22 protein-coding genes are annotated in these 24,416 nt (G+C 59.4%); 11 read left to right on the forward strand and 11 right to left on the reverse strand.

Annotated features, from left to right (window positions below; genetic code table 11):
- Nucleotides 1-5: 5 nt before the first annotated feature.
- The 5 genes from HPDFL43_RS22085 (at nt 6) to leuB (ending at nt 3,846) form a co-directional block, all read left to right on the forward strand.
- Nucleotides 6-257, forward strand: coding sequence for a hypothetical protein (locus HPDFL43_RS22085; RefSeq protein ID WP_156970358.1), 252 nt, complete (start codon nt 6-8; stop codon nt 255-257).
- Between the two features lie 218 nt (nt 258-475).
- Nucleotides 476-1,081, forward strand: coding sequence for a 3-isopropylmalate dehydratase small subunit (gene leuD / locus HPDFL43_RS20995; protein WP_007199443.1), 606 nt, complete (start codon nt 476-478; stop codon nt 1,079-1,081).
- 68 nt (nt 1,082-1,149) lie between these two features.
- Nucleotides 1,150-1,404: an acyl carrier protein gene (locus HPDFL43_RS21000; RefSeq protein WP_007199444.1), complete on the forward strand. Its 255-nt coding sequence runs from the start codon at nt 1,150-1,152 to the stop codon at nt 1,402-1,404.
- Between the two features lie 2 nt (nt 1,405-1,406).
- Nucleotides 1,407-2,618, forward strand: coding sequence for a beta-ketoacyl-[acyl-carrier-protein] synthase family protein (locus HPDFL43_RS21005; protein ID WP_007199445.1), 1,212 nt, complete (start codon nt 1,407-1,409; stop codon nt 2,616-2,618).
- Between the two features lie 124 nt (nt 2,619-2,742).
- Entirely contained in the window at nt 2,743-3,846 is a 1,104-nt protein-coding gene (leuB, locus tag HPDFL43_RS21010) for a 3-isopropylmalate dehydrogenase (RefSeq protein WP_007199446.1), read from the forward strand.
- A gap of 67 nt (nt 3,847-3,913) precedes the next feature.
- Here leuB and HPDFL43_RS21015 read toward each other — a convergent pair whose 3' ends face one another.
- The gene (locus tag HPDFL43_RS21015) at nt 3,914-4,348 is read right to left on the reverse strand and encodes an Lrp/AsnC family transcriptional regulator (RefSeq protein ID WP_007199447.1); all 435 of its coding nucleotides are present in this window, start codon (nt 4,346-4,348) and stop codon (nt 3,914-3,916) included.
- A gap of 130 nt (nt 4,349-4,478) precedes the next feature.
- On the opposite strand from HPDFL43_RS21015, the gene HPDFL43_RS21020 reads away from it, so the two are divergent.
- From HPDFL43_RS21020 to HPDFL43_RS21035, 4 genes are all read left to right on the forward strand, one after another.
- Complete coding sequence (locus HPDFL43_RS21020; RefSeq protein ID WP_007199448.1) at nt 4,479-5,333, forward strand: PhzF family phenazine biosynthesis protein; 855 nt, start codon at nt 4,479-4,481, stop codon at nt 5,331-5,333.
- 119 nt (nt 5,334-5,452) lie between these two features.
- The gene (locus HPDFL43_RS21025) at nt 5,453-5,950 is read left to right on the forward strand and encodes a ClbS/DfsB family four-helix bundle protein (RefSeq protein ID WP_007199449.1); all 498 of its coding nucleotides are present in this window, start codon (nt 5,453-5,455) and stop codon (nt 5,948-5,950) included.
- A gap of 206 nt (nt 5,951-6,156) precedes the next feature.
- Nucleotides 6,157-7,188, forward strand: a complete 1,032-nt coding sequence (locus HPDFL43_RS21030; RefSeq protein ID WP_007199450.1) for an aspartate-semialdehyde dehydrogenase — start codon at nt 6,157-6,159, stop codon at nt 7,186-7,188.
- Nucleotides 7,189-7,360: 172 nt separating this feature from the next.
- Nucleotides 7,361-8,155, forward strand: coding sequence for a lytic murein transglycosylase (locus HPDFL43_RS21035; RefSeq protein WP_156970461.1), 795 nt, complete (start codon nt 7,361-7,363; stop codon nt 8,153-8,155).
- 25 nt (nt 8,156-8,180) lie between these two features.
- On the opposite strand, the gene HPDFL43_RS21040 is transcribed toward HPDFL43_RS21035, so the two are convergent.
- The 6 genes from HPDFL43_RS21040 to HPDFL43_RS21065 form a co-directional block, all read right to left on the reverse strand.
- Nucleotides 8,181-8,603 (reverse strand): hypothetical protein, encoded by a 423-nt coding sequence (locus HPDFL43_RS21040; RefSeq protein WP_007199452.1) that lies wholly within the window; start codon nt 8,601-8,603, stop codon nt 8,181-8,183.
- 67 nt (nt 8,604-8,670) lie between these two features.
- The gene (locus tag HPDFL43_RS21045) at nt 8,671-9,321 is read right to left on the reverse strand and encodes a carbonic anhydrase (RefSeq protein WP_007199453.1); all 651 of its coding nucleotides are present in this window, start codon (nt 9,319-9,321) and stop codon (nt 8,671-8,673) included.
- Nucleotides 9,322-9,406: 85 nt separating this feature from the next.
- Nucleotides 9,407-10,153 (reverse strand): DUF429 domain-containing protein, encoded by a 747-nt coding sequence (locus tag HPDFL43_RS21050; protein ID WP_007199454.1) that lies wholly within the window; start codon nt 10,151-10,153, stop codon nt 9,407-9,409.
- Nucleotides 10,150-11,043: a pyridoxal kinase PdxY gene (gene pdxY / locus HPDFL43_RS21055; protein ID WP_007199455.1), complete on the reverse strand. Its 894-nt coding sequence runs from the start codon at nt 11,041-11,043 to the stop codon at nt 10,150-10,152. Before pdxY ends, HPDFL43_RS21050 begins: the two co-directional genes overlap by 4 nt.
- The gene (locus tag HPDFL43_RS21060) at nt 11,040-11,285 is read right to left on the reverse strand and encodes a hypothetical protein (RefSeq protein WP_007199456.1); all 246 of its coding nucleotides are present in this window, start codon (nt 11,283-11,285) and stop codon (nt 11,040-11,042) included. The genes pdxY and HPDFL43_RS21060 overlap by 4 nt, the downstream gene beginning before the upstream one ends.
- A gap of 136 nt (nt 11,286-11,421) precedes the next feature.
- A complete protein-coding gene (locus tag HPDFL43_RS21065; protein ID WP_007199457.1) occupies nt 11,422-11,997 on the reverse strand; it encodes a peroxidase-related enzyme in 576 nt (191 codons plus the stop codon).
- Nucleotides 11,998-12,086: 89 nt separating this feature from the next.
- Between HPDFL43_RS21065 and HPDFL43_RS21070 the strand changes: the two genes are divergently transcribed.
- Both HPDFL43_RS21070 and HPDFL43_RS21075 read left to right on the forward strand, forming a co-directional pair.
- Nucleotides 12,087-16,877: an NAD-glutamate dehydrogenase gene (locus HPDFL43_RS21070; RefSeq protein WP_040449423.1), complete on the forward strand. Its 4,791-nt coding sequence runs from the start codon at nt 12,087-12,089 to the stop codon at nt 16,875-16,877.
- A 40-nt stretch (nt 16,878-16,917) separates the two neighbouring features.
- On the forward strand, nt 16,918-18,321 hold the full coding sequence (locus HPDFL43_RS21075) for an MFS transporter (protein WP_040449424.1): 1,404 nt from the start codon (nt 16,918-16,920) through the stop codon (nt 18,319-18,321).
- A gap of 48 nt (nt 18,322-18,369) precedes the next feature.
- On the opposite strand, the gene purH is transcribed toward HPDFL43_RS21075, so the two are convergent.
- From purH to htpX, 4 genes are all read right to left on the reverse strand, one after another.
- Nucleotides 18,370-19,986, reverse strand: a complete 1,617-nt coding sequence (gene purH / locus HPDFL43_RS21080) for a bifunctional phosphoribosylaminoimidazolecarboxamide formyltransferase/IMP cyclohydrolase (protein WP_007199461.1) — start codon at nt 19,984-19,986, stop codon at nt 18,370-18,372.
- Between the two features lie 107 nt (nt 19,987-20,093).
- Nucleotides 20,094-21,803, reverse strand: coding sequence for a heparinase II/III family protein (locus HPDFL43_RS21085; RefSeq protein WP_007199462.1), 1,710 nt, complete (start codon nt 21,801-21,803; stop codon nt 20,094-20,096).
- A 141-nt stretch (nt 21,804-21,944) separates the two neighbouring features.
- A complete protein-coding gene (locus HPDFL43_RS21090; RefSeq protein ID WP_007199463.1) occupies nt 21,945-23,285 on the reverse strand; it encodes an RsmB/NOP family class I SAM-dependent RNA methyltransferase in 1,341 nt (446 codons plus the stop codon).
- A gap of 41 nt (nt 23,286-23,326) precedes the next feature.
- Nucleotides 23,327-24,283, reverse strand: coding sequence for a zinc metalloprotease HtpX (gene htpX / locus HPDFL43_RS21095; RefSeq protein ID WP_007199464.1), 957 nt, complete (start codon nt 24,281-24,283; stop codon nt 23,327-23,329).
- Between the last annotated feature and the right edge of the window lie 133 nt (nt 24,284-24,416).

A 24,416-nucleotide genomic window follows, 5' to 3' on the forward strand; every position in this document is an offset into this window, starting at 1 on the left:
TCGTCATGAGAAAGCTCGTCGCAGTCTTTGCAGGCCTTGGCCTGATCATTGCAGCCTTTGCAGGCCTTGCTCTGGCCTTTGTGATCGGCATCGCTGCCGCCGGCGCCATGCTGGTTGGACGCTTGACCGGGCGGCTTGGGCCGAGCGCACCTGGATGGCGCGCCGCAACGCAACGCGCTGCACCGGGCGGGCACAAGTCCCATACCAGGGACTACCGGGTCTGGAACGACGGTCGCGGCACCATTATCGACATGTAAGTCAATCTCTTCTGTCATAAGGGCATGCCCTGGTCCATTGGGGCATGCGACTGACAGCCATCCTCTCCGTTCGCAGTCTGTTCGGTGTTTTCGTCCGTAAAACCCGATCAACAATGCTTTGATGATTCTGTTATTGGCGGGAAGTAACGCCGGGGCTCTTCTTTTTCGGCACTTTGTTTGTTAAATGCTCCGGCAGAGACAGACAGGACCTTCAAGCCATGCAGAAATTTGACCGCCTCACCGGCGTTGCCGCTCCGCTCCCGGTCGTCAACATCGACACCGACATGATAATCCCCAAGGATTATCTCAAGACCATCAAGCGCACCGGCCTGGGCAAGGGCCTGTTTGCGGAAGCGCGCTACAATGAGGATGGCACCGAGAACCCGGAATTCGTGCTCAACAAGCCGGCATGGCGCAATGCCTCAATCCTGGTTGCGGGCGACAATTTTGGCTGCGGCTCGTCACGTGAGCATGCACCCTGGGCGCTGCTCGATTTCGGCATCCGCTGCGTGATCTCGACCAGCTTTGCCGATATCTTCTACAACAACTGCTTCAAGAACGGCATTCTGCCGATTGTCGTCAGCCAGGAAAACCTCGACAAGCTGATGGACGATGCGCGGCGCGGCGCCAATGCCACCGTGTCGATCGATCTCGAGGCGCAGGAAATCCACGGACCCGATGGCGGTGTGATCGGGTTTGATGTCGACGCGTTCAAGAAGCACTGTCTCCTCAATGGCCTCGATGACATCGGTCTGACCCTCGAGAAGGCCAGCGCCATCGACAGCTACGAAACCAAGGCCGGGCAAAACCGGCCCTGGCTCTAGGCTGTCAGCCAGCCTCAACACGCAAACAACAAGAAAATGCGTTGAGGCGCACGCGGGAGGAAACACTGATGTCGGACACTGTCGAAACCTCAACGATCGCCTTGATCGCCACCGCAGGCGAAGTTGAGCCTGGCGAGATCAGCCGTGAAACGGAGCTTTCGGAGCTCGAAATCGATTCCCTCGCCCTGACCGAGATCGTCATGGAGATCGAGGATGAGCACGATATCGAGATCGATCTGAACACCGCGGAAGCCTGGGAAACACTCAAGACCGTTGGCGATCTGATCGACATGGTCAAGAAAATCATCGCGGCGCAGCACTGATCATGGATCACCGGCGCGTCGTCATCACCGGCATTGGCGGCATCTGCGCGCTGGGTGGAAACGCGACCGACATCTGGACCGGCATGAAACAGGGCCGCGATGGCTGCCGGCCGCTGACGATCGAAAAGCGCGATCTCAAGACCAATATCGGCTTCAACATCATCGACTACCCGGAAGACGACGGAATCGAAAAGCGTCAGGGCATGACCATGAGCTGGATCAGCCGGCTTGCGGTGATTGCGGCGCGCGAGGCGTTTGCCCAATCCGGGCTGTCGATGGAGACAACCGATCCCAAGCGCACAGGCAGCATCGTGGGCGTCGGGACTTTCGGCACAGATGCTCTCGACGAGAGCTACATCGACATTTTTCTCGAAAAGAAGAAACGCACCCAGCTGTTCACCGTTCCCAAGGTCATGCCCAGCGGACCGGCCAGCCATGTCTCGATTTCGCTCGGCCTCAAGGGCTCGGTCTATGGGGTGTCATCAGCCTGCGCATCCGGCAACCATGCATTTGCATCCGCTGTCGATCAGATCCGGCTTGGCCGCGCCGATGTGATGCTTGCGGGCGGTGCCGAACTCGCACTGGTCTACGGTCCGCTCAAGGCCTGGGAATCGCTCAGGGTCCTCGCCCGCTCCGCCTGCCGGCCGTTCTCGGCGGATCGCGACGGACTTGTTCTGGGCGATGGTGCGGCAATCGTGGTGCTTGAATCCTATGAGCACGCAAAGGCCCGCGGCGCCGATATTCTGGCCGAGATCGCCGGCGTCGGTCTGTCTGCCGATGCTTCCGACATCGTCAATCCCTCGGTCGAAGGACCGGCAACGGCGATTCGCAACTGCCTGGCCGATGGAGCTCTGTCGGCAAGCCAGATTGGCTACATCAACGCCCATGGCACAGCCACCCAGGCCAACGACAAGACCGAAACCCAGGCGATCCGCGACGTCCTTGGCGCCGACGCCGATGCCGTTTCTGTCTCCTCGACCAAATCCATGCACGGTCATTGCCTTGGCGCATCGAGCGCAATTGAACTGATTGCCTGCATCAATGCGGTGCGCGAGGGCGTTGTTCCGCCCACCATCAATTACACCGCACCCGATCCCGCCTGCGATCTTGACGTAACTCCCAACGAGGCACGCGAGCGCAAGATCGATGTGGCGATCTCCAATGCTTTCGCCTTCGGCGGCACCAATGCGGTGGTCGGGGTCAAGCGGATCTGACACAGCTTCAGGCAATCAGCGCACGCCCGGCCGACACTTCGCAACAACATTGGTTGAAAATCCCCACCACCCGCCTTATTGCTCGCCCACCACAGTTTAACGTCTCACTCGAAAGGCCTGATCCATGACGACTCGCTCTCTTTTCCTGCTTCCCGGCGACGGCATCGGACCGGAGGCCATGGCCGAGGTCCGCAAGATCATCGCCCACATGAATGATGCCGACAGCGCAGGTTTCGTCACCGATGAAGGCCTAGTCGGCGGCAGCGCCTATGATGCCCATGGCCAGGCGATTTCGGATGCGGATATGGACAAGGCAATGGCCGCCGACGCCGTTCTGTTCGGCGCGGTCGGTGGCCCGAAGTGGGATGCCGTACCTTATGAGGTGCGCCCGGAAGCCGGCCTGCTGCGCCTGCGCAAGGACATGGAGCTGTTCGCCAATCTGCGGCCGGCGATCTGCTATCCGGCACTGGCCAACTCCTCATCGCTGAAGCAGGACGTGATCGAAGGCCTCGATATTCTTATCGTGCGCGAATTGACCGGCGGGGTCTATTTCGGCGAGCCCAAGGAAATCATCGATCTCGGCAACGGCCAGAAGCGCGGCATCGACACCCAGGTCTATGACACCTACGAAATCGACCGCATCTCTGCCGTCGCCTTCGAGCTGGCGCGCACCCGCCGCAACGAAGTCTGCTCGATGGAAAAGCGCAACGTCATGAAATCGGGCGTGTTGTGGAATGAGGTGGTGACCGCCACCCACAAGGCCCGCTTCTCCGACGTCAAGCTGAGCCATATGCTGGCCGATGCCGGCGGTATGCAGCTGGTGCGCTGGCCCAAGCAGTTCGACGTCATCGTCACCGACAATCTGTTCGGCGACATGCTGTCGGACATCGCCGCTATGCTGACCGGGTCGCTCGGCATGCTGCCCTCCGCCTCCCTTGGCGCCCCCGATGCCAAGACCGGCAAGCGCAAGGCGCTTTACGAGCCGGTGCACGGTTCGGCCCCTGACATCGCCGGCCAGGGTATCGCCAACCCGATCGCCATGATCGCGTCCTTTGCCATGTGCCTGCGTTACTCCTTCAACATGGTGGCCGAGGCCGACCGTCTTGAAGCCGCGATTGCTGCCGTGCTCGACAAGGGCCTGCGCACCGGCGACATCATGTCAGATGGCTGCCAGAAGATCACGACCGCTGAAATGGGCGACGCTATCCTGGCCGCCTACGCCGGCTGACACGGCCACAAGCAAGGCAGATCAGTCCCAACCCGGCCTGGCTTGCCGCCCGGCCGGGTTTTTGTTGTCAGACCGGCATGCGCGATCTGAAGGGCGATGACTTGATGATCGCTGTGTTGGTCTCCGCCCTGTCATGAAACGGCAAGAGAACAGGATCCAGATCAGCGATCGAGCGCAACGCCAGCCGCGTGACGAAACAATCCTCGCCGGTCACCTTGTCGCAGTCGAGAAATCCCGGCTCGTTGAGGATCATGTCCTCGACGATATGCATGTTGCCGGGCCGCGGCTTGATCCGGACGATCGCCTGCAACGGATAGCCAAGCGCTTCGAGATCGAGCTCCGCGGTGAAGCGGGCGATGATCCCGTTGTTTTCAAGCCGCCGGATCCGCTCGCTGGTCGACGGGCCCGACAGGCCGACCTTCCGCGCGAGTTCGCTCACCGGCATGCGGGCATTTTCACACAACAGCCTGACAATCAGGCGATCTGTTTCATCAATATTCATTTTCAAGCCTCCTACCACCATCTGACTTCGATTATTACGTGAATTCCATAATACACCTAACATTAGTCGAAGCCAGAGTTTCCGGAATGCTCTATTCTGAAGATCACATTCGAAGTGAAAGGAAAATCACATGACGGTTCAACGCATTGCCGCATTTTCTGACGCCGGTGAAGGCGGAAATCCCGCCGGCATCGTTATCGCCGACCATTTCCCAAACGAGGCAGACATGCGCCGGATCGCAGCCGAGGTGGGCTATTCCGAGACCGCCTTCGCAGTGCCGGATGGCGATCCATACCGGTGGCGCGTTCGCTATTTCTCGCCTGAATCCGAAGTGCCCTTTTGCGGGCACGCGACAATTGCGCTGGGTGCTGCGCTTGCAGGGCACAGCGGAAAAGGGCGCTACAGCCTCAGGCTCAATGACGCCGAGATCGCCGTCGAAGCCCGGGCCACTGGATCAGGATACAGCGCAACACTCCAGTCCCCGCCCACCCGCAGTTCAGCGGTTCGGGCAGAACTGGTTGATCAGGCACTCGCCCTGTTTGGCTACACCGCAGAGCAGCTCGACCCGGCGCTGCCGCCGGCCGAAATCCATGCCGGCGCCGACCACCTTGTGCTGGCGCTGAAAGATCGCGCCGACCTCGCCGCCATGAGCTACGACCTCGATGCCGGCCGCGCGCTGATGCGTAAATACGGTCTTGTCACCATCATGCTGGTTTACGTCCGTGGCCAGACCGACTTCGATGTCCGCAACGCCTTTGCTTCGGGCGGTGTACTCGAAGATCCGGCAACCGGTGCCGCAGCGGCCGCCTTCTCCGGCTATCTGCGCGATCTCGGCTGGCCGCACCAGAACCGCATCCGGATCATTCAGGGTGAAGACATGGGCGCAAAATCCGTCATCGAGGCAGAAATCAGCGATGCAGCGGGCAGTTCGATCCGGGTGTCGGGCGCTGCCCGTAACATGGCCGCAGACCTTGTGACAGGATGAAACAGGCCGTCAGGCGGCGTCAACAGACAGATATTGATGCCGGTCAAGGCAATCTCGGAGTGACACTGAAATGAGTCTTCAACGCTGAACCATTCAACTGTTGCATGAGATGATGACCGATGGCAGCCACAACAAGAGACGAACTCCCGGCAACTAACCTCAAGGAGTATCGCAAGCTTGAAGCATTGATTGCGGACCTGTCCGGTGAACAGGCAACCATCAAGGACGATGACGACACATCAATCAAGGATGTGATCGGTCATCGCGCCCATTGGATCGATCTGTTCCTCGGCCGGTATGAGGATGGGCAGGCAGGCAAGGAAGTGTCTTTTCCTGCTCCCGGCTACAAATGGAACCAGTTGAAAGCCTACAATGCCGCCCTGCGCGAAGCGCAAGCGGGGTTGAGCTGGGATGAAGCCAGAGAGCCTCTGTCGGCAAATCATGCGCGGCTTGTTGCCTTCGTCACCCGGCATGATGATGCTGATTTGTATGGCGGACCGATGCAGGGTGCCAGCAACGATTGGACTCCCGGGCGCTGGGCCCAAGCCGCCGGGCCCAGCCACTGCCGGTCGGCCGCAAAACACATCAGGCAGATCCTGAAGCGGCGGGCACGTTGACCTCCAGGATTTGCCCTACCGTTCTGTCGGCAATCCGGTCATGCGATGGAATTGACATTTCACCGCACTTGCATCAAAACACCGCCACCATGCGCAAATTGATCAAAACCAAAACCACGATCTGACCCGTTCCGCCCCCTCACTCTCCCCGGGGCGGGAAGAGTGGCGCTTGACTGCTAACAAGGGGAGAGAGGAGCACGGGAACCATGGGTTTCAAAATCGCAATCGCCGGGGCGACGGGCAATGTCGGCCGCGAAATGCTCAACATTCTGTCTGAGCGCGGCTTTCCTGTCAGCGAAGTCGTCGCGCTCGCATCGAGCCGCTCGGTAGGCACCGAAGTGTCCTTTGGCGACAAGACCCTGAAGGTCAAAAACCTCGAAACCTATGATTTCTCCGACACCGATCTCTGCCTGATGTCTGCCGGCGGGACGATCAGCAAGAAATGGTCGCCAAAGATCGGCGCACAAGGCTGCATCGTCATCGACAATTCCTCGGCCTGGCGCTACGATGCCGACGTGCCGCTGATTGTGCCGGAAGTGAACCCGGACGCCATTTCCGGCTACACCAAGCGCAACATCATCGCCAATCCCAACTGCTCGACCGCACAGCTGGTCGTGGCGCTCAAGCCGTTGCATGATCACGCGAAGATCAAGCGTCTTGTTGTCTCGACCTATCAGTCGGTCTCCGGCGCAGGCAAGGACGGCATGGACGAGCTGTTCAACCAGACCCGCGCAGTGTTTGTCGCCGATCCGATCACCAGCCAGAAGTTCACCAAGCGCATTGCCTTCAACGTGATTCCGCACATCGATGACTTCATGGAAGACGGTTACACCAAGGAAGAATGGAAGGTTCTGGCCGAGACCAAGAAGATGCTCGACCCGAAGATCAAGGTCACTTGCACCGCTGTGCGCGTACCGGTCTTCATCGGCCACTCGGAATCGGTCAATATCGAGTTCGAAAACGAGATAACCGCCGATGAGGCGCGCGACATCCTGCGCGATGCGCCCGGTTGCCAGGTCATCGACAAGCATGAGGACGGCGGCTACATCACGCCCTATGAATGCGCCGGTGAAGACGCAACCTTCATCTCCCGCATCCGCGAGGACGCGACCGTGGAGAACGGCCTGAACATGTGGGTGGTATCCGACAACCTGCGCAAGGGCGCCGCACTCAACACGATCCAGATCGCCGAGCTGCTGGTCAACCGGCGCCTGATCACACCGCGTCTGGCGGCCTGATTGCTTCCCAGATCCTCAGAACGACCCGGCATTGCCCAGCGATGCCGGGTCTTTCATTTGATCACTTGCTCATGAAACGTGACTTTTTGCCGAATCGCTGGCAATCTCCCACCCAGGCCGATTTCACGTGACAAAAGGGTGAGGATGCATGACCATCAAGAGCGGAAAATTGATGCTTTGGAGCGCGGCAACGCTTCTTGCCATGGGCCTGAGCACACCGGCTATGTCCGCACAATGCGGCAACAATTCCGCTGGCTTCCCCGCATGGATCGAACAGTTCAAGAAGGAAGCAGCCAGGGCCGGAATTTCCGACCGAACAATCAGCCGGGCATTTGCCAATGTCCGCTACGCCAGCAAAACCATCTCGCTTGATCGCAACCAGCGCAGTTTCAAACTGTCATTCGAGCAGTTCATGCAGAAACGCGGTGCCAATTCGATCATATCCCAGGGCAAGAAACTCAAGCAAAGGAATGCCCGGCTTTTCAATGCACTTGAGCAAAAATATGGTGTCCCTGCGGGTCCTTTGATCGCCATCTGGGGCATGGAGTCAGGTTTTGGACGGTTTTCCGGTAACCAGCACACGATGTCTGCAGTGGCGACGCTGGCCTATGATTGCCGGCGTTCAGCCTTTTTCACCGAGCAACTCTATGCCCAGCTGCAACTGATCCAGAAAGGCTGGCTCAGCCCCGATTTCAAGGGCGCCGCCCATGGCGAAATAGGCCAGACCCAGTTCCTGCCTGCCAATGTGGTGCGGTTCGGGGTCGATGGCGACCGCAATGGTTCGATCAATCTTGGCTCAACAGCCGATGCGCTGGCCTCCACTGCCAACTTCCTGCGCGGCCATGGCTGGAAACGCGGCGGTGGCTATCAACCCGGCGAAACCAATTTCCGCGCGATCAAAGGCTGGAATGCGGCCGGGGTCTACCAGAAGGCAATTGCCAAGATCGGTGCCGAAATCGACCGCTGAGCGGATTTTGCATCGGGTCCTAGCCCTAGAAGTCCTCGCAGGTATCACCGACAGTCGATTGAACACTGCCGGTGATTATACCCTCATCGAAGGTAAAGAAGTCGCGGACCATCAGATCATTGCCGGGAAACTGGTAACACACCAATGCAGTCGCCTGACTGGCGTCTTGGGTCGCTTCGGCATCGATCTGCCAGGCAAAATTGGCAGTCTCGGCAACGTCCTCCCACTCATCGAGTGCGGCAATGAACTCCATTTTGGTCTGGGTGACCCCAAGGTCCTCAAGCTCGATCAACGCGTTGTCGCTCAACAACTCGGAAAGCACTCCTCGATCGACATTGAACAGGGCCCAGTACCAGCGGTCCAAAAGCGCGTTGTCGGCACGGGCCGGCGCCACCCCGGCTCCGAGACTGTAAATCAGCATGACAATCAGAAACCGGACTGCACCCATAACACGCTCCAAAGCTTTCCGGCACACCGCCGGTCGAGGTTATGGAAACGGACGGCAGGGCTTGCTGTCAAGCGAGCGAGGTCTCGGGACGGGAAAAATCGCCGGTCTGGGAGTTCATCACCCACAATTCACCGGTGGAAATATCAAACCAGGCCCCATGCAATGCCATCTTTCCCCGATCCTCAAGGATCTTTACGCAGGGAAATGTCCGAAGATTGGCAATCGAATTGCGGATCGAGATGTGCTCGAGCGCGAATTGCCGTTCACCACTGGTCAGCAGCACGCTGTCCTTGATCTGCTGCGCGGCAGGTTTGAGCAGGCCCATCCACTGTCCGATGAAATCGCCCGGCGAGAGTGGCGCCGCATCAACATCCAGAGCAGCCTTGATGCCACCGCAGCGGCCATGCCCGAGCACCACGATTTGACGGATCTTCAAGGACTGCACCGCAAATTCAAGCGCCGCAGAGGTGGAGTGGAAATTGCCATCCGGTGCATAGGGCGGCACCAGATTGGCAACATTGCGCACAACGAAAAGTTCGCCCGGCCCGCAATCAAACACCGTTTCGGGGGCGGCGCGGGAGTCACAGCAGGCAATCACCAGCGTATGCGGCTCCTGTCCCGCTTCGGCCAGATCCCGGTAGCGGTTACGTTCAGCCGTGTAGCGGCCGGACATGAATGACTGATAGCCTTCAAGAAGACGGGTCGGAAATGACGACATAGCAAGCCACATAAACGGGCCTGCGACGAAGATCAATCAGCCTTTTTCCTCAGGATGCTTGCGATGCGGCCAAAAACGTTTCCATTCAGCCATGAATGGCAATCGGGATTCCGTGGCGGTCAGACGCGGGATGGGCCGGAAAAGTGCTGGTCAGCCCTGCGGCATGCCGGCCGGCCATCACGAGATTGACCGCGGCGTCGATCACATCATCCATGCCAGCACCGCGCGGCGGATCATTCTCAAAACTTCGGGGATCGAAGCGGTGCCGGGCAAGGACAGCAACCCGCTCGGCGATCCCCTCTGGATTGACCTTGCCTTTGATCTTCTTCGGCGTCTGCATCGCCAACCCATTGTTGAGCCGGCAAAAGGAAAATTCCGGGTGACACTCGACAACCCGGGGTCTCAGCCCCTCGTCAGCTTGCAACACCTGGTCAATCTCCAGGATCCTGGGGAACAGATAGAAGGCCTGCTTGGAAACTTTCTTCGGTGGATCCGACGTCTCAAGCGCGCGGGCGCAGGCTTCACCATAGCTCCGGGCTTCGACCGCAGCCCGGGCAGGAATGGAAAACACACTGGATTGCCGCGCTCCGAGAAACGGCCGGATGGCCTGTTCCGGACCACGGCCCGGTCCCTCAATCCGTTCCGGCAATCCGATGGGCATGTCGACCGCAATCACCGCATCAGAACCAAGGTCCTCAACAAGATCGGCAAAACGGCTGTAGATCCGCAAATCCGGAGCGGAGCTGCCGGCGGTCCGGATCCAGGCGATCCAGCCTGCGCGGCAACCATCAACGCCGGCAAGGTCCGGGATCTCCGCATCATCCGTAATCAAGGCTTCTTGCGGCCCGCTGCAGATACCATCCGACGCATGTTCACCATCGCCATTGGCGTGCGAAGGCTTTGCGCATCGGTCTCAAGCATCAGTTCGTCGGCTCCACGCCGGGCGGTCCTCGCCAGGATTTCAAAGACCGCGGCCGTCGCCATCTGCAAGGCTTTTTCCTCGTTCAGCCCTTCAAGCAGACGCGCCAGAAAACTTGCCGACATCAAATCACCCAGACCATTCGGCGCATCAGGAATCAGCCGGTGCTCCGCCATTCGGGCCGCGCCGCCGCTGATCAGCAGATTTCCGGTGCTGCCCGCCATCATCGCTGGGGCCGAGGTCACCAGAACACGCGCGGGACCCAGGGTTTCTGCCGCCGACACCGCGGACGTCGAATTGGTCAGTTCAGCTCCCGAAAGCCAGCCGAGCTCAAAAATGTTCGGAGTTGCGATGTTGGCGATCGGGATGAGGTTTTTGAGGATCGCCCCGGCCAGTGCCTCGGGGACATAGAGCCCGCCGGCGTCGCCAATGACCGGGTCGCACATGTAAAGAGCTTCCGGATTGGCCTCTCGCACCGCACCCACCAACCGCGCCACATCCTGAGCCTGGCCCGCATCGCCAAGATAACCCGAGAGCACCGCGCCAACCTCGCCAAGCCAGGGCGACCCGCAAAGGTCATCAATCAGCGCAGAGAATTCCTCTTTTCCAGGCACGATCCGGGTGGCACGGGAATGGCCCGGATGCCAGGGGAGAACAACCGTCGGCAGAGCCCAGACCGGATAACCCAGTGTTTCCAGCGCAAACACCGCCGCCCGGTTGCCCACCGATCCGCGGACCACATGACTCGAGATGACGATCACCGCCGGACGAACGTCCGTCCCATTGCGAGTGTCAGTGGTCATTGCGAGAGCTGGCCGAACAGGAACCAGACCAGACCAACCAACGCCACAAGCGCCAGCGCGCGCGCAATCCGGGTGCCCCACAGTTCGGCCGGGTCAGCCTTGTCTGCGTCAGCTGCGGAAAAATGATCACGCACGCTGTTGGCGGCCGATTTCATCGCCGGGGTTGCTGACAGGCCGCCTTCCTGACCGATGCGGTCGAGTGTCCGCCTGGCTTCCCGCACTTTTTCGTCATCATCTTTCATGCACACAATTCCCTGCCTGTTATCGGCCCGTTAGCGAGATTGATCGACTTTAGCACCGCTCACTGACTTCTGCATTTGCCCTATCCGAAATACAGGGCTGTCCGGAACTTTCAGATAGAGGGCATCAAGAAACATTTCAGCGGGCAAGGCCATGATATTCCGGATTGGGCCGCATATCCGTCGCCGAGGCCATCCGGTTGGTCATGTTGAAGAACGACGCCACGGCAGCGATGTCCCAGATATCGCGATCCGAAAACCCTGAATCGCGAAGCATCTGGCGGTCCTCTTCCCCGATCCTGGCCGAATCTTCTGTCATCAGCACGGCGAAATCGAGCATGGCCCGTTGCCGCGGTTCAAGATCAGCGGTCCGGTAATTCATCACCATCTGCTCGCCAAGTTCCGGGTTTCCGGAAAGCTGGCGCACCGCAGCTCCATGCGCCGTCAGACAGTAAAAGCACTTGTTGACCGAAGACACCGCAACCGCGATCAGCTCCCGGTCAAGCTTGCTGAGCCCGGAACCGGCCAACATCAGATCATTGTAGAGGGTCGCAAACGCTTCGAGTTTCTCGGTGTTGAAGGCATAAGCCTTGAGAACGTTTGGTACCATGCCGAGCTTTTCGTCGCATTTGGAGAAATACGCTTGCATGGCCTCGCTCAGCGGCATTTCCTGCTCAAGCTTGAGCGCGGTTACGGCTTCTGGCCCCTTTGTCATCACAAATCCTCCATATGTGCGAAATACAGTCGCATTGCCTGACACTTCTGATAGGTTTTGGCCAAAGATCAAGTCTTGGAGGGACGGGAATGGGGGTCAAGAACACCCGGAAGTCAGGTTCGCTGCTTGCGGAGGCCGAATCGGTTGCAAAGCGCAGCAAGAAACCGCACATCAATCCGGAGGTTCTGTTTTCGCGCGTCAGCGAAGACGATCTGGAGCTGATGGTGCCCGAAAGCCTTGCAGCAGCAACGATTTTGGCCGAGGCCGAGATTCGCGCCTGGGACGGCAACGATGCCCGCATGAGCCTGGTCGAGGTCGACGCGGCCACGAGCGATGGCCGCGATGTTTCAGTTCTGGCGATCACCACACGCAACAAACCATTCCTCTATGATTCGGTGATGGGCGAGGTCACCTCGCAGGTACGCGACATCCTGATGGCCTTGCATCCGATCCTGGTCGTTGATGGCAAAGCGCCGGCAACGCTGTTTTCCCATGGCGACGGCAGCGAGTATGAACACCGCATCAGCCATATCCAAATCCATATACCACGGCTTGGTCCCGCCGCGGGCAAGGAGCTGACCGCTCAGGTTCGCCATGTGCTCGACCAGGTTCAGGCCGCGGTTTCGGATTGGAAACCGATGCTGGCCATGATCGACCACGCGGCCGCGGATCTGGTGGCGCTGGATGTCGACAAGAAGACCGAACCGGCCCGACAGGAGGCCCTGGCCTTCATCGCCTGGCTGCGCGACAACAACTTCACCTTTCTTGGAATGCGGGAATACGTCTATTCCGGAGAAGGCGAAGAGGCCGAACTGAGCCGGTCCCAGACGGAAGGTCTTGGCATTCTCGCCGACCCCGACGTGCGGGTGTTGCGGCTGGGCAAGGACCAGGTCACCACCACCCCGGAGATTCTCGACTTTCTCCACGGGCCCGATTTCCTGATCGTCACCAAAGCCAATGTCCGCTCCGTCGTCCATCGCCGCACCTATATGGATTATGTCGGCATCAAGCGGTTCGACCTCAAGGGCCGGGTGATTGGCGAACTTCGCATCGTCGGCATGTTCACCTCCACGGCCTACACCCGTTCGGTCGCCAACATTCCGCTGCTGCGCTCCAAGGTCCAGGCCGTGACCGAGGAATTCGGCTATGATCCGGAAAGCCATTCCGGCAAGCTGTTGCTGAACACGCTGGAATCCTACCCGCGCGATGATCTGTTCCAGATCGATGTCTCCCTGCTGGTGCGGTTCTGCATGCAGATCAACGAACTCTCCGATCGGCCCAGGGTCCGGGTTTTGCCCCGCATCGACCGCTTCGACCGCTTTGTATCACTGATTGTTTACGTGCCCCGCGATCAGTATGATTCGATCGCCCGCGAGCGCATCGGCGATTATCTCAAGACCATCTACAATGGCCGGGTGTCGGCTTACTATCCCGCCTTTCCCGAGGGCGGCGTGGCGCGGGTGCATTTCATCATCGGCCGTTCCGAAGGCAGAACACCGCAGATAGCCCAGGAACAGCTCGAACGTGATGTGCGTTCGATCGTAACCCGCTGGGAAGACCAGTTTCAGGCGCTCGGCGGCGACGCCGCGGCACGGATGAGTGTCAGCCAGTCCTACAAGGAACGTTTCCGCCCCGACGAGGCGCTTGCCGACCTCGACGACATTCTCGCCTGCGGCGAAGCGGGCACCATTCGCATTGCCTTCTATCGCAGCCAGGAAACACCAGACGATCATCTGGCGCTCAAGATCTTCCATGCCGGCGCGCCGGTGGCGCTGTCTCGCAGGGTGCCACTCCTTGAAAATCTCGGCTTCAAGGTGATCAGCGAGCAAACCCACGAGATTTTCCTCGATGAGCAGGGCGGTCAATCCAGAGCCGTCATTGTTCATGACATGGAGATTATCCACGAGAGCAACCGGATTGTCGATCTCGACACCGATCGTGCACGGCTCGAGGAGGCTTTCCTGTCGGTTTGGCACGGCGAGACCGACAATGACAGCTACAACCGGCTGGTCGCCAATACCGTCCTGTCGGTCCGTCAGGCGATGGTACTGCGCGCCTATGCGCGGTATCTGCGCCAGGCAGGCATTGCCTATTCGCAAGAATACATGGCCCAGTGCCTGAATCGGCATCCCGCCATTTCAGCCCAATTGTTCGAATTGTTTCGCATCCGGTTTGAAATTGGTACCAGTGACAAGGATCGCACCAAGCAGATATCGGATCTGATCGAAGCGATCGAATCTGCACTGGCAGAAGTTCCAAGCATCGATGATGACCGGATTCTCAGGCGCTACATGAACGCCATACAGGCATCGCTGAGAACCAATTTCTTTCAGACCGGCCCTGACGGCGCCCCGCGCCCCGCACTGGCTTTCAAGCTCAACCCGAAAGCACTCGACGGGCTGCCCGAACCGCGGCCCTTCCGCGAGATTTTCGTCTATGGTGCGGAAGTGGAAGGCGTCCATCTTCGGTTTGGCCCGATTGCCCGCGGCGGCTTGCGCTGGTCGGACCGGGCGCAGGACTACCGCACCGAGGTGCTGGGTCTGGTCAAGGCGCAGCAGGTGAAGAATGCGGTGATCGTACCGGTTGGCGCGAAAGGCGGATTCTATCCCAAGCAATTGCCAGCCGACGGCGGCCGCGATGCCATCTTCGAAGCCGGGCGAAATGCCTACAAGCTCTTCATCCGGACACTCTTGTCAGTCACCGACAATATTGTCGGTGACGATGTCGTGCCGCCGGCCAACACCGTGCGTCACGATGGCGACGATCCCTATTTTGTGGTCGCCGCCGACAAGGGCACGGCAACATTTTCCGACACCGCCAACGCGCTAAGCCAGGAACAGGATTTCTGGCTGGATGACGCCTTCGCCTCCGGCGGATCGGCCGGCTACGACCACAAGAAGATGGGCATAACCGCCCGCGGTGCCTGGGAAGCGGTCAAGCGCCACTTCCGCGAAATGGACATCGACATCCAGACCACGCCCTTCACTGCAGCCGGGGTGGGCGACATGTCCGGCGACGTGTTTGGCAACGGCATGCTGCTGTCCGAGAAGATCCGCCTGGTCGCTGCCTTCGACCACCGCGACATCTTCATCGACCCCGATCCCGATTGCGAGACCGGCTTTGCCGAACGCAAGCGGCTGTTCGAGCTGGGTCGTTCAAGCTGGCAGGATTACGACACGTCGAAACTGTCCAAGGGCGGCATGATCATCCCGCGGACGCTCAAATCGGTCGATCTGACACCCGAGGCCGCCGCAGCCATCGGCCTGTCGGGCAGGAAGTCGACGCCACAGGAAATCATGATCGCGGTCCTGTCGATGGAAATCGATCTGCTCTGGTTTGGCGGTATCGGCACCTACATCAAGGACGCCCGTGAGAACGACGCGGATGTCGGCGACCGCGCCAATGATCCGATCCGGATCGTCGCCCGTCAGGTGCGCGCCAAGGTGATCGGCGAGGGGGCCAATCTGGGAGTCACCCAAAAGGGCCGCATCGCCTATGCGCTCGCGGGCGGCCGCTGCAACTCCGACGCGATCGACAATTCTGCCGGCGTCAACTCCTCCGACGTCGAGGTCAACATCAAGATCGCACTGGCAAACGCCATGCGCGAGGACCGTTTGACCCGGCCCAAGCGGAACAAACTGCTTGCCTCGATGACCGATGAGGTCGCGGAGCTGGTGCTGCGCAACAACTATCTGCAGACTCTGGCAATCTCGCTGGCTGAAGCTCAGGGCGCATCTGGTGTCGGCGAATTGAACCGGGTGATGACCAACCTGGAAGGCCGTGAACTGCTGGACCGGAAAGTCGAGGACCTGCCGGACGACACGCTGGTTGCCGAACGGCTGGCCTCAGGGCAGGCACTCTCCAGACCGGAAATCGGCGTCTTGCTGTCCTATGCGAAACTGGTTCTTTTTGACGAAATTGTCGCCAGCTCGCTGCCCGACGATCCCTATTTCAGCGATACCCTCAAATCCTATTTCCCCAAAAAGATGCTGAAATCCCATGAAACAGACATCATCAGCCACCGGCTGCGCCGGGAGATCATTTCAACCCTGATCGGCAATGACGCCATCAACCGCGGTGGCCCGGCCTTTGTTATCGGATTGGGAGACAAATCGGGCGCGACTGCAGCCGAAATCGTCAAGGCCTTTGTGCTTGCACGCGACGGGTTGTCACTCGACAGGCTCTATGGCGAGATTGATGGCCTTGACACAAGAATTCCAGGCCCTGTCCAGAACCGGCTCTATGCGCATGTCGGCGACACGGTACGCACTGTATCCAGCTGGGCGCTCAAGACCGGCGCCGCTCAGGGCGATCTGAGCAAAGCTGTTGCCTCCATGCGCGACGGTGCCGCGAAACTTGGATCCAGGATCCAAAGCGCAATGCCCGATTTCATGCGTGAGGAAGCCGAGCGCATCAAAGCCGAACTGATAGAGCATGGAGTGCCGGAAAAATTAGCCGGCGAAATAGCAGCTTTGGGTGGTATGAGCCTGACACCCGATATCTGTCATGTCGCGGACGCCTCGGGAACCGACCTCAAACGCGCAATGGATGCGTTCTTCTCTGTTACGGAAGCGTTCCGGATTGGCCGTATCGTGGCCGCCGTCGACCGAATTCCAGTCTCCGACCACTTCGAAGGCCTGGCCTTGGCGCGCAGTCTTGACGAGATTTCACAGGCGCGCCGGATCATCTCCAGCACCGCTCTCGACAGCAATCCGGATGATTCAGATCCGGCCGGAGCCTGGCTTTCCGGCAACAAGGACCGCATCGGCCATGTTGCCGGCCAGATCCTGTCTCTGACAGACAGCGGCGAGCTGACACTCGCAAAGCTGACGGTCGCCGCTGGCATGATGAGCGATCTTGCCCGTTCCTTGCGGCCGTGACAGGATCAGAGAAACAGGAACAACAAACGTGAACGATCTTATGCAAAACGGCGCCGCAGACAGTGGCGCGGGAGCGAAAAAGCGCGGTGTTTTCGGATGGATGATGTTCGACTGGGCGGCGCAGCCGTTCTTTACAGTCGTCACCACATTCATCTTCGGGCCCTATTTCATCAGTCGCATGGCAAGTGATGCAGCAACCGGTCAGGCCGCCTGGGGCTACGGGATTGCTGCCGGTGGCTTCCTGATTGCCATTCTGTCACCGATCCTGGGCTCCATCGCCGATCAGACCGGACCGAGAAAACCATGGATAGCCTTTTTCGCTGCAATCAAGATTGCGGCACTGTGCGGACTTTGGTTTGCCGCTCCGGGTTCCAATCTCGTGCTTGTGGTGACCGTTTTCACACTTGCAGCGGTAGCCGCGGAATTCTCCATCGTGTTCAATGATTCAATGCTGTTGCGTATAGTGCCCAAGGCCGATATCGGCCGGGTTTCCAATCTGGCCTGGGGTCTCGGCTACCTTGGTGGCATGATCGTGCTGATTTTCATCATCGCGTTTCTCGCGGCCTCTCCGGAAACCGGCAGAACCCTGATCGGGCTGGAACCACTGTTCGGGCTGGACCCTCTTCAAGGCGAAGACGCACGAGCCTCCGGGCCAATTTCGGCCCTATGGTATGCCGTTTTCATCCTGCCAATGTTTCTGTTCACACCAGATGCCGGAGAACGCCGCGCCATGGGTGGAGCGGTGCGTGACGGATTGAAGGAGCTCAAGTCAACCCTTCGCGAGGTGCGCCAACGCGCCGGTATTTTCCGCTTTCTCATTGCCCGTATGATTTACCAGGACGGCGTAAACGCCTTGCTGGCGCTAGGCGGCGGTTTTGCAGCAGCAATGTTCGGCTGGTCAATCACGGAAATTGGCGTCTACGGAATAATGCTCAATGTTGTGGCGATCTTTTCATGCCTTTACGCAAGCCGCCTCGACACCCAGCTCGGATCGAAGCTTGTTGTAATGATCGCAATCATCATGCTGCTGGTCGCGACGATCGGCATTGTTTCCACAGGACCCGGCTACACATTCTTCGGAGCACTCGGCTTTGCCGGAACGGATACGGGTGGATTGTTCGGAACCCAGGCGGAAAAAGCCTACATCGCCTTTGGCCTGCTGATCGGAATCGCCTTCGGGCCGGTGCAAGCCTCTTCCCGCGCCTACATGGCACGCAGCGTCAGCAAGGATGAAGCGGGACGTTATTTCGGCATCTACGCACTGGCGGGCCGGGCCACCAGTTTTCTTGCCCCCTTCATGGTAGCGAGTGTGACTGCCGCATCCGGGTCCCCGCGGCTTGGCATTGCGACCATCGCCATTTTCTTTGCAGTTGGTCTTTATGTGCTCTGGACGACGCCATATCCTGCCGACAAGCCAGACGGCAAACCAGCGAACGTTCTTTGAGAAAGAAGCCCGGCGGGAAAAGTCCGCCGGGCTCACATCTAGGACGCTTCAGTGCCGGAAATGGCGCATGCCGGTGAACACCATGGCCACGCCCGCTTCATCGGCAGCGTCGATGACATCCTGATCGCGCATGGATCCGCCGGGCTGGATGACGGCAGTCGCGCCCGCCTCAATGGCGGAGAGAAGCCCATCGGCGAATGGGAAGAAGGCATCGGAGGCGACAACACTGCCCTTTGTCAGTGGTGTGTCGAGCCCCAGCACCTCGGCTGCGTCAACTGCCTTGCGAGCCGCGATCCGGGCTGAATCGACCCGGCTCATCTGCCCCGCACCAATGCCGACCGTTGCACCATTGAGCGCATAGACGATGGCATTGGATTTGACATGCTTGGCCACCCGGAAGGCAAAGGCCATATCGTCCAGTTCGCGTGCATCCGGTGCACGTTTGGTCACGATCTTGAAATCGTCAGCCGTCCGCGAGCCGTTGTCGCGGCTCTGCACCAGCAAACCGCCTGAGACCGATTTGACCATTATGCCCGGTTGACGCGGATCGGCGAGGCCACCGGTGATCATCAAACGCAAGTTCTTCTTGGCCGACAGGATCTCACGTGCCTCTTCGCTCGCATCCGGCGCAATGATGACTTCGGTGAAGATCTTGACGATTTCGCTTGCTGTTTCTCCATCCAGAACCTGGTTGAAGGCGAGGATGCCGCCGAAAGCCGAAGTCTGGTCGCATGCCAGCGCCCGGCCATAGGCCTCCACCAGGCTTTCGCCGACAGCGACCCCGCAAGGATTGGCATGCTTGATGATGGCGCAGGCAGCACCCGCAGCTGGATCGAACTCGCTCACCAGTTCGAAGGCGGCATCGGTATCGTTGATGTTGTTGTAGGACAGTTGCTTGCCCTGCAACAATTGTGCACCAGCAACCCCGGGCCGGTTGTTGCCATTGGTGTAAAACGCTGCCTGCTGATGCGGGTTCTCGCCATAGCGCATGACCGCATGAAGCCGCCCGCCAAAGGCACGATGCCGCGGGGATTCGAGGTCGAGTTCGCCGGCAAACCATCCAGACACCGCCGCGTCATAGGCTGCCGTGCGGGCAAAGGCGAGTGCCGCAAGTTCCTTGCGAAGCGCAAGTGGAATGCAGCCGTCATTGGTCTTGAGAGCCTCAAGCACTCGTCCATAATCGTCCGGATCCGTCACCGCCGTCACATAGGCATGGTTTTTCGCCGACGCCCGGATCATCGCCGGGCCGCCAATGTCGATGTTCTCGACTGTCGTGGCGGCATCCGCGCCGCGCGCCACCGTTTCCTCAAAGGGATAGAGATTGATCGCTGCCAGATCGATCTCGGCAATCCCATGGCTTTGCATCGCCTGCTGATGCTCGGCATCATCACGTATGGCAAGCAATCCGCCATGCACTCCAGGATGCAGGGTCTTGACCCGGCCATCCATGATTTCGGGGAAATCGGTCAGTTCAGACACATCACGGACAGCGAGCCCTTCCTTTTCCAGCGCCAGACGGGTCCCGCCCGTGGAGACAAGCTCAACGCCTGCATCCACCAGACCACGCGCAAATTCCACAAGCCCGCTCTTGTCGGAAACAGACAGCAATGCGCGGCGGATCCGCACCATATCGGGTGCGGGGTGATGCTTGGAAACAACGGCCATGGAAATCCCTCGTCAAAACCGCCGGCAGATGTCTTGGCCGGCCAGGCCATGCGGTACCACAGGCGCGCGCGTGTTGGAATGTTCAAACCGGGCTTTTCCAGCCCGTTTCAGCTGGCTGCACGCGGCAATGCAATGCGGACAAGTTTCCAGTCAATCTGAGAGGTTTCACCAACCTTGATTGTCAGGGTGATCTGTTTGCTTGCACGTGCACCGGCGAGATCGGCAAAGTGCACATCCTCCTCGATCACCGGTCTGAGATCGCGGGCCACGAAAGCCCAGGTCTCTCCATCCCCGGCAGTCAGATGCACAGCGCCGTCCTCGGACTGGGAAATCCGAATGGATGGATGAACATGAAACCTGGCGACCGCAACCGTCTGGTTTTCCGGTTTTGGAGAGGCCTCATCAAGACCGAGAATCTGATCCCGGCCCTGGACTTCATGGCCAGACGCCAGAAGCCGGACCTTGCGGCGGTGCAGCAGCTTCAGATTTCCGGCGTAACCATTGTGGGTCGCGCTGAAACCGACTTGCTTGCCACTCTCGTCAAGTGATTCGACGCTCACCTTGTGCAGTCCGCCCGTGACGATCGGCCCCAGGAAATCCGACTGCGAAAAGCGCAGCGATGAGCTGTCATTGAGCGTAACGGTGCTGTGTGCGGCTGTCATCCGGGCAAAACCGACATAGTCTGATTCTGCATAAACAGGTGCACCCGCATTGACGATATATCTGTTGGACCCCGAGGAAAGCTCGAAGGACAAACATCCTGCATGGGCGGCTTGGGACGCAACACTGCGTGGCGGCACACCGGTGTCGGCAATCAAAACCACATTACCGATCGCAAGCCGTTGATAGTTTCCGTGCGGCATTTCACGAAAAGGCGCTCCTGAGGTCTCATCATAGCGCAGCACCGCAAGCAGACGGTCTGCAGAAACCGCCGAAGCGCCATTGAACAGAGCCAGCTCACCATCACTGTGACGGAAAAACCGCAAACCGCCAAACAGCCTGTCCATACCCGCTGCCATATTGTGCGGCGGAGACTGTCCAACATTCACATAGGTCTGTCTGAGCGGCAGCAGATCCATCAAAAGCTCGATCAGAACCATCGGATTGCGGGAGACATGGCAACCATCAGGAAGCACCTGGCTCTGAAACTCATGATCAAGGTTGCGCGCAGCCGCGCGAATGGTTCCGTTGCTTGCCGGCAGGCAAAGGCTCGCCATGGCCAGCGCAATTCTGGCCTTGAACCGGGTTACGCCTGTTGGCAGGCTTGCCGAAACAAGCCGGAGATAGCGCGTCTGCTGCGCAATGCTTTTGAGAAACCGCCGGTAAAACCCATGATCTGCACCGCGCAGCACGATTGGCGAGTGGGAAAACCACGCAATCAGTCTTGCAGCGACGACATCAGGCTCATGCGGCAGCCCGCCAAACCGGCGGCCTTCAACAGTAATCCAGTCATCAACCAGCGCCCGGGCATTCGCAAAAGCCAGCTCATGGTCTGCCGCACGCATGTGTCTGAGCCAGCCAAACCCATGCAGACTGCGCAGGAATGCCTCATCGGGCATGTCCATGTGAAACGGACTCTGGCCGTTGGTGTCGATCATACGGCCGGCAAGGGCAAAGCGTCCGGCATAGATTTCCGAGGCGATATGAGCATCGGCGATACGCAGATCGATCGGTGCAACCACCAGGCGGTCTGGTGTTGACCCGGCAAAACGCATGGCGCTGATTCGCCCCAGAGCCGCCCGGCGCGTAAGCCGGCGCCAGATCTCTGCGACGTAGAGCGATGCTGAGCGCTGCGAATCAAGGATTGAGATTGCCAAGCGGGAATTCCTGAAAAACGGTCCCGGCCCTCCACCGGACCCGAATCGTAGCATAACGGCTTATTTTATCATATGCGCACTCAACCTGCAGCGGCAGAGCCACAGTTGGGCGACCCCGGTGTTTTTAGGGGTACGGAATGCTTACTCTTGCGTCAACACCACCGCGTAGAAACCATCGAGTCCCGCTTGGGCAGGATCATCATCGCTCAGCATCGCCGGGTGAGTCCGGACTTCCCCCAGTTCGGTGATTGCCGCCTCCATTCCGGGCCAACGCGAAGCATCAACCGGTTTGATCCGCCAGCTTGGATGATCGGCAAGAAAGCCCTGCACCATCAGCTCACCCTCCTCGGGATCAAGCGAGCAGTTGGAAAACACCAGTTCGCCCTTCGGACGAACCAGTCCTGCCGCGTGATCAAGCAAAGCCCGCTGCACTTGCGTCAATCGCGTGATGTCCTCCGGTCCCTTGGTGTAAGGAATGTCCGGATGCCGTCGCACGGTCCCGGTTGAAGAGCAGGGAGCATCGACCAGCACGCCGTCAAATCCTTCCGGTGCCTTGAAATCCTGTGCCCGGGAAAGATGCGTGGAGACTTCCAGTCCGAGCCGGGAAAGATTGCCCTTGAGCCGCTCCAGCCGGTTGGCGGACTGATCGCAGGCCGTAACGCGAGCTCCTGCAAGAGCCAATTGGGCGGTCTTGCCGCCGGGAGCGGCACAAAGATCCGCGACTTCCAAACCGTCGAGCCTCGAAAACATCTGCGCCGGGATGCTTGCAGCGGCATCCTGAACCCACCAGTCACCGCCATCATAGCCTTCAAGATCGGTGACAGGGCCGGCGGGCCTTGCGATCCGAACGCTGCCGGTCGGCAAAACGGTTCCGCCAAGCCGCTCGGCCCAGCCTGCCGGATCGGTTTTAACCGTCAAGTCGATTGCCGGCGGAACCGAAAGCATGGAGAGGATCGAATCCGCTTCCTGGGAATAAGCGTTTTGAATCCGGCTTACGAACCAGTCCGGAAAAGGAGGAACCGTCGCGGTGAGCTCAGAAAGCCGGCTTTCCTTTTCCCGGCCCATGCGCCGCAACAACGCATTGACCAGACCGGCGAAGCGGCGGTTGCGTGGATCTCCATTGGCCTGGCTGACCGCGAGGTCAACGGCGGCACGATCAGGAACATCAAGAAACAGGATCTGTGCCGCTCCGACTCTGAGAAGCTGGCGCAGTGCCTTGGCACCTTCAGGCAGGGGAGAGGTTACAAGCTCGTCAATATAGGCGTCGATTACCCGCAAATGCCGCAGGGCCGACAGCAGGATGGCCCGCACCAGCAGCCGGTCTTGCGGACCAAGGCCGGTAAAGGCTGGATTGCCACCCGCAGGATCAAGAAGGCCGTCAAGCGAGGCGCGGCTTTCGGTGACCGCAGCCAGAAGCCGGGTCGCTGCCTGCCGGGCGGCAAGACCGGGCTTCAGATCGACCGGATCGTATCGGCTGGGCATCTTTTGAGGTCTCTTGCGATCTCTCTCCGGCCGTGCGCCGGTCAAGACCACGGCCCCTTGCGGGTCGATCCGTCACGACCCCAGGGACCCGTACGGGGCACCGATGTGGAGGTCGGGCGAGCCGGCCGGTCACTGGGCCGGTGGGCTGACGGGGCCGCCATCTCACCTGCCATCGATTCCAGTGCGGCGATACGGTTTTCCGTTGCCGGGTGGGTGGAGAAAAGACTGTCCATACGTTGACCATTGAGAGGATTGATAATGAACATGTGCGCCGTCGCCGGGTTGCGTTCGGCGTCCTCATTGACAATCCGGCCCGCGCCTGCCGAGATCTTCCGCAGCGCCGAGGCCAGCCACAGGGGATTGCCGCAGATTTCCGCGCCGCGCCGGTCCGCGGCATATTCCCGGGTCCGGCTGATGGTCATCTGCACCAGCATCGCGGCAAACGGGGCAACGATCATCGCCACCAGAACGCCGATGAAACCGAGCGGATTGCTGTTGCGGTTGCCGCCAAAAAACAGCGCGAAATTGCCCAGCATCGAGATCGCGCCGGCCAAGGTCGCCGTGATGGTCATTGTCAGCGTATCGCGGTGTTGCACATGGGCGAGCTCATGCGCCATCACCGCAGCGATTTCTTCCTCGGTCAGGCTTTCAAGCAAACCCGTTGACGCAGCCACCGCGGCATTGTCCGGATTCCGGCCGGTGGCAAAGGCATTGGGTTGGGCATTCTTGATCACATAGACGCGCGGCATCGGCAGACCGGCATTTTGCGCCAGGTCGGAAACCATCTGGTAGAATTCCGGTGCGGTTTTGGCATCCACCTCGAGAGCATTGTGCATCCTGAGCACCATCTTGTCCGAGTTCCAGTAGGAAAACAGGTTCATGCCGGCTGCGATCACCAGGGCAATCATCATCCCCCCGGTTCCGCCAATCAGAAATCCAACGCCCATGAACAGCGCCGTCATCAGCGCCAGAAGCATGGCTGTACGAATGAGATTCATGCGCTATGTCCTTTCTGGCGGCCTGGATTGCATCGAGGTTTGTTTTCTCCGCGTCCGGTCAGAATGTCCCGCCGGATTTGGATTTCGCCGCTTGTCGCTCTAAAGATGGGGAGTTTCAAGCCATTGTTCAATA

The organism is Hoeflea phototrophica DFL-43, from assembly GCF_000154705.2.
GTDB lineage: Bacteria > Pseudomonadota > Alphaproteobacteria > Rhizobiales > Rhizobiaceae > Hoeflea > Hoeflea phototrophica.

Bases quoted from the DNA above. Each gene is read 5' to 3' on its own strand.
- HPDFL43_RS22085 (WP_156970358.1), top strand. From the start codon at position 6: ATGAGAAAGCTCGTCGCAGTCTTTGCAGGCCTTGGCCTGATCATTGCA.
- leuD (WP_007199443.1), top strand. From the start codon at position 476: ATGCAGAAATTTGACCGCCTCACCGGCGTTGCCGCTCCGCTCCCGGTC.
- HPDFL43_RS21000 (WP_007199444.1), top strand. From the start codon at position 1,150: ATGTCGGACACTGTCGAAACCTCAACGATCGCCTTGATCGCCACCGCA.
- HPDFL43_RS21005 (WP_007199445.1), top strand. From the start codon at position 1,407: ATGGATCACCGGCGCGTCGTCATCACCGGCATTGGCGGCATCTGCGCG.
- leuB (WP_007199446.1), top strand. From the start codon at position 2,743: ATGACGACTCGCTCTCTTTTCCTGCTTCCCGGCGACGGCATCGGACCG.
- HPDFL43_RS21015 (WP_007199447.1), bottom strand. From the start codon at position 4,348: ATGAATATTGATGAAACAGATCGCCTGATTGTCAGGCTGTTGTGTGAA.
- HPDFL43_RS21020 (WP_007199448.1), top strand. From the start codon at position 4,479: ATGACGGTTCAACGCATTGCCGCATTTTCTGACGCCGGTGAAGGCGGA.
- HPDFL43_RS21025 (WP_007199449.1), top strand. From the start codon at position 5,453: ATGGCAGCCACAACAAGAGACGAACTCCCGGCAACTAACCTCAAGGAG.
- HPDFL43_RS21030 (WP_007199450.1), top strand. From the start codon at position 6,157: ATGGGTTTCAAAATCGCAATCGCCGGGGCGACGGGCAATGTCGGCCGC.
- HPDFL43_RS21035 (WP_156970461.1), top strand. From the start codon at position 7,361: ATGCTTTGGAGCGCGGCAACGCTTCTTGCCATGGGCCTGAGCACACCG.
- HPDFL43_RS21040 (WP_007199452.1), bottom strand. From the start codon at position 8,603: ATGGGTGCAGTCCGGTTTCTGATTGTCATGCTGATTTACAGTCTCGGA.
- HPDFL43_RS21045 (WP_007199453.1), bottom strand. From the start codon at position 9,321: ATGTCGTCATTTCCGACCCGTCTTCTTGAAGGCTATCAGTCATTCATG.
- pdxY (WP_007199455.1), bottom strand. From the start codon at position 11,043: ATGACCACTGACACTCGCAATGGGACGGACGTTCGTCCGGCGGTGATC.
- HPDFL43_RS21060 (WP_007199456.1), bottom strand. From the start codon at position 11,285: ATGAAAGATGATGACGAAAAAGTGCGGGAAGCCAGGCGGACACTCGAC.
- HPDFL43_RS21065 (WP_007199457.1), bottom strand. From the start codon at position 11,997: ATGACAAAGGGGCCAGAAGCCGTAACCGCGCTCAAGCTTGAGCAGGAA.
- HPDFL43_RS21070 (WP_040449423.1), top strand. From the start codon at position 12,087: ATGGGGGTCAAGAACACCCGGAAGTCAGGTTCGCTGCTTGCGGAGGCC.
- HPDFL43_RS21075 (WP_040449424.1), top strand. From the start codon at position 16,918: ATGCAAAACGGCGCCGCAGACAGTGGCGCGGGAGCGAAAAAGCGCGGT.
- purH (WP_007199461.1), bottom strand. From the start codon at position 19,986: ATGGCCGTTGTTTCCAAGCATCACCCCGCACCCGATATGGTGCGGATC.
- HPDFL43_RS21090 (WP_007199463.1), bottom strand. From the start codon at position 23,285: ATGCCCAGCCGATACGATCCGGTCGATCTGAAGCCCGGTCTTGCCGCC.
- htpX (WP_007199464.1), bottom strand. From the start codon at position 24,283: ATGAATCTCATTCGTACAGCCATGCTTCTGGCGCTGATGACGGCGCTG.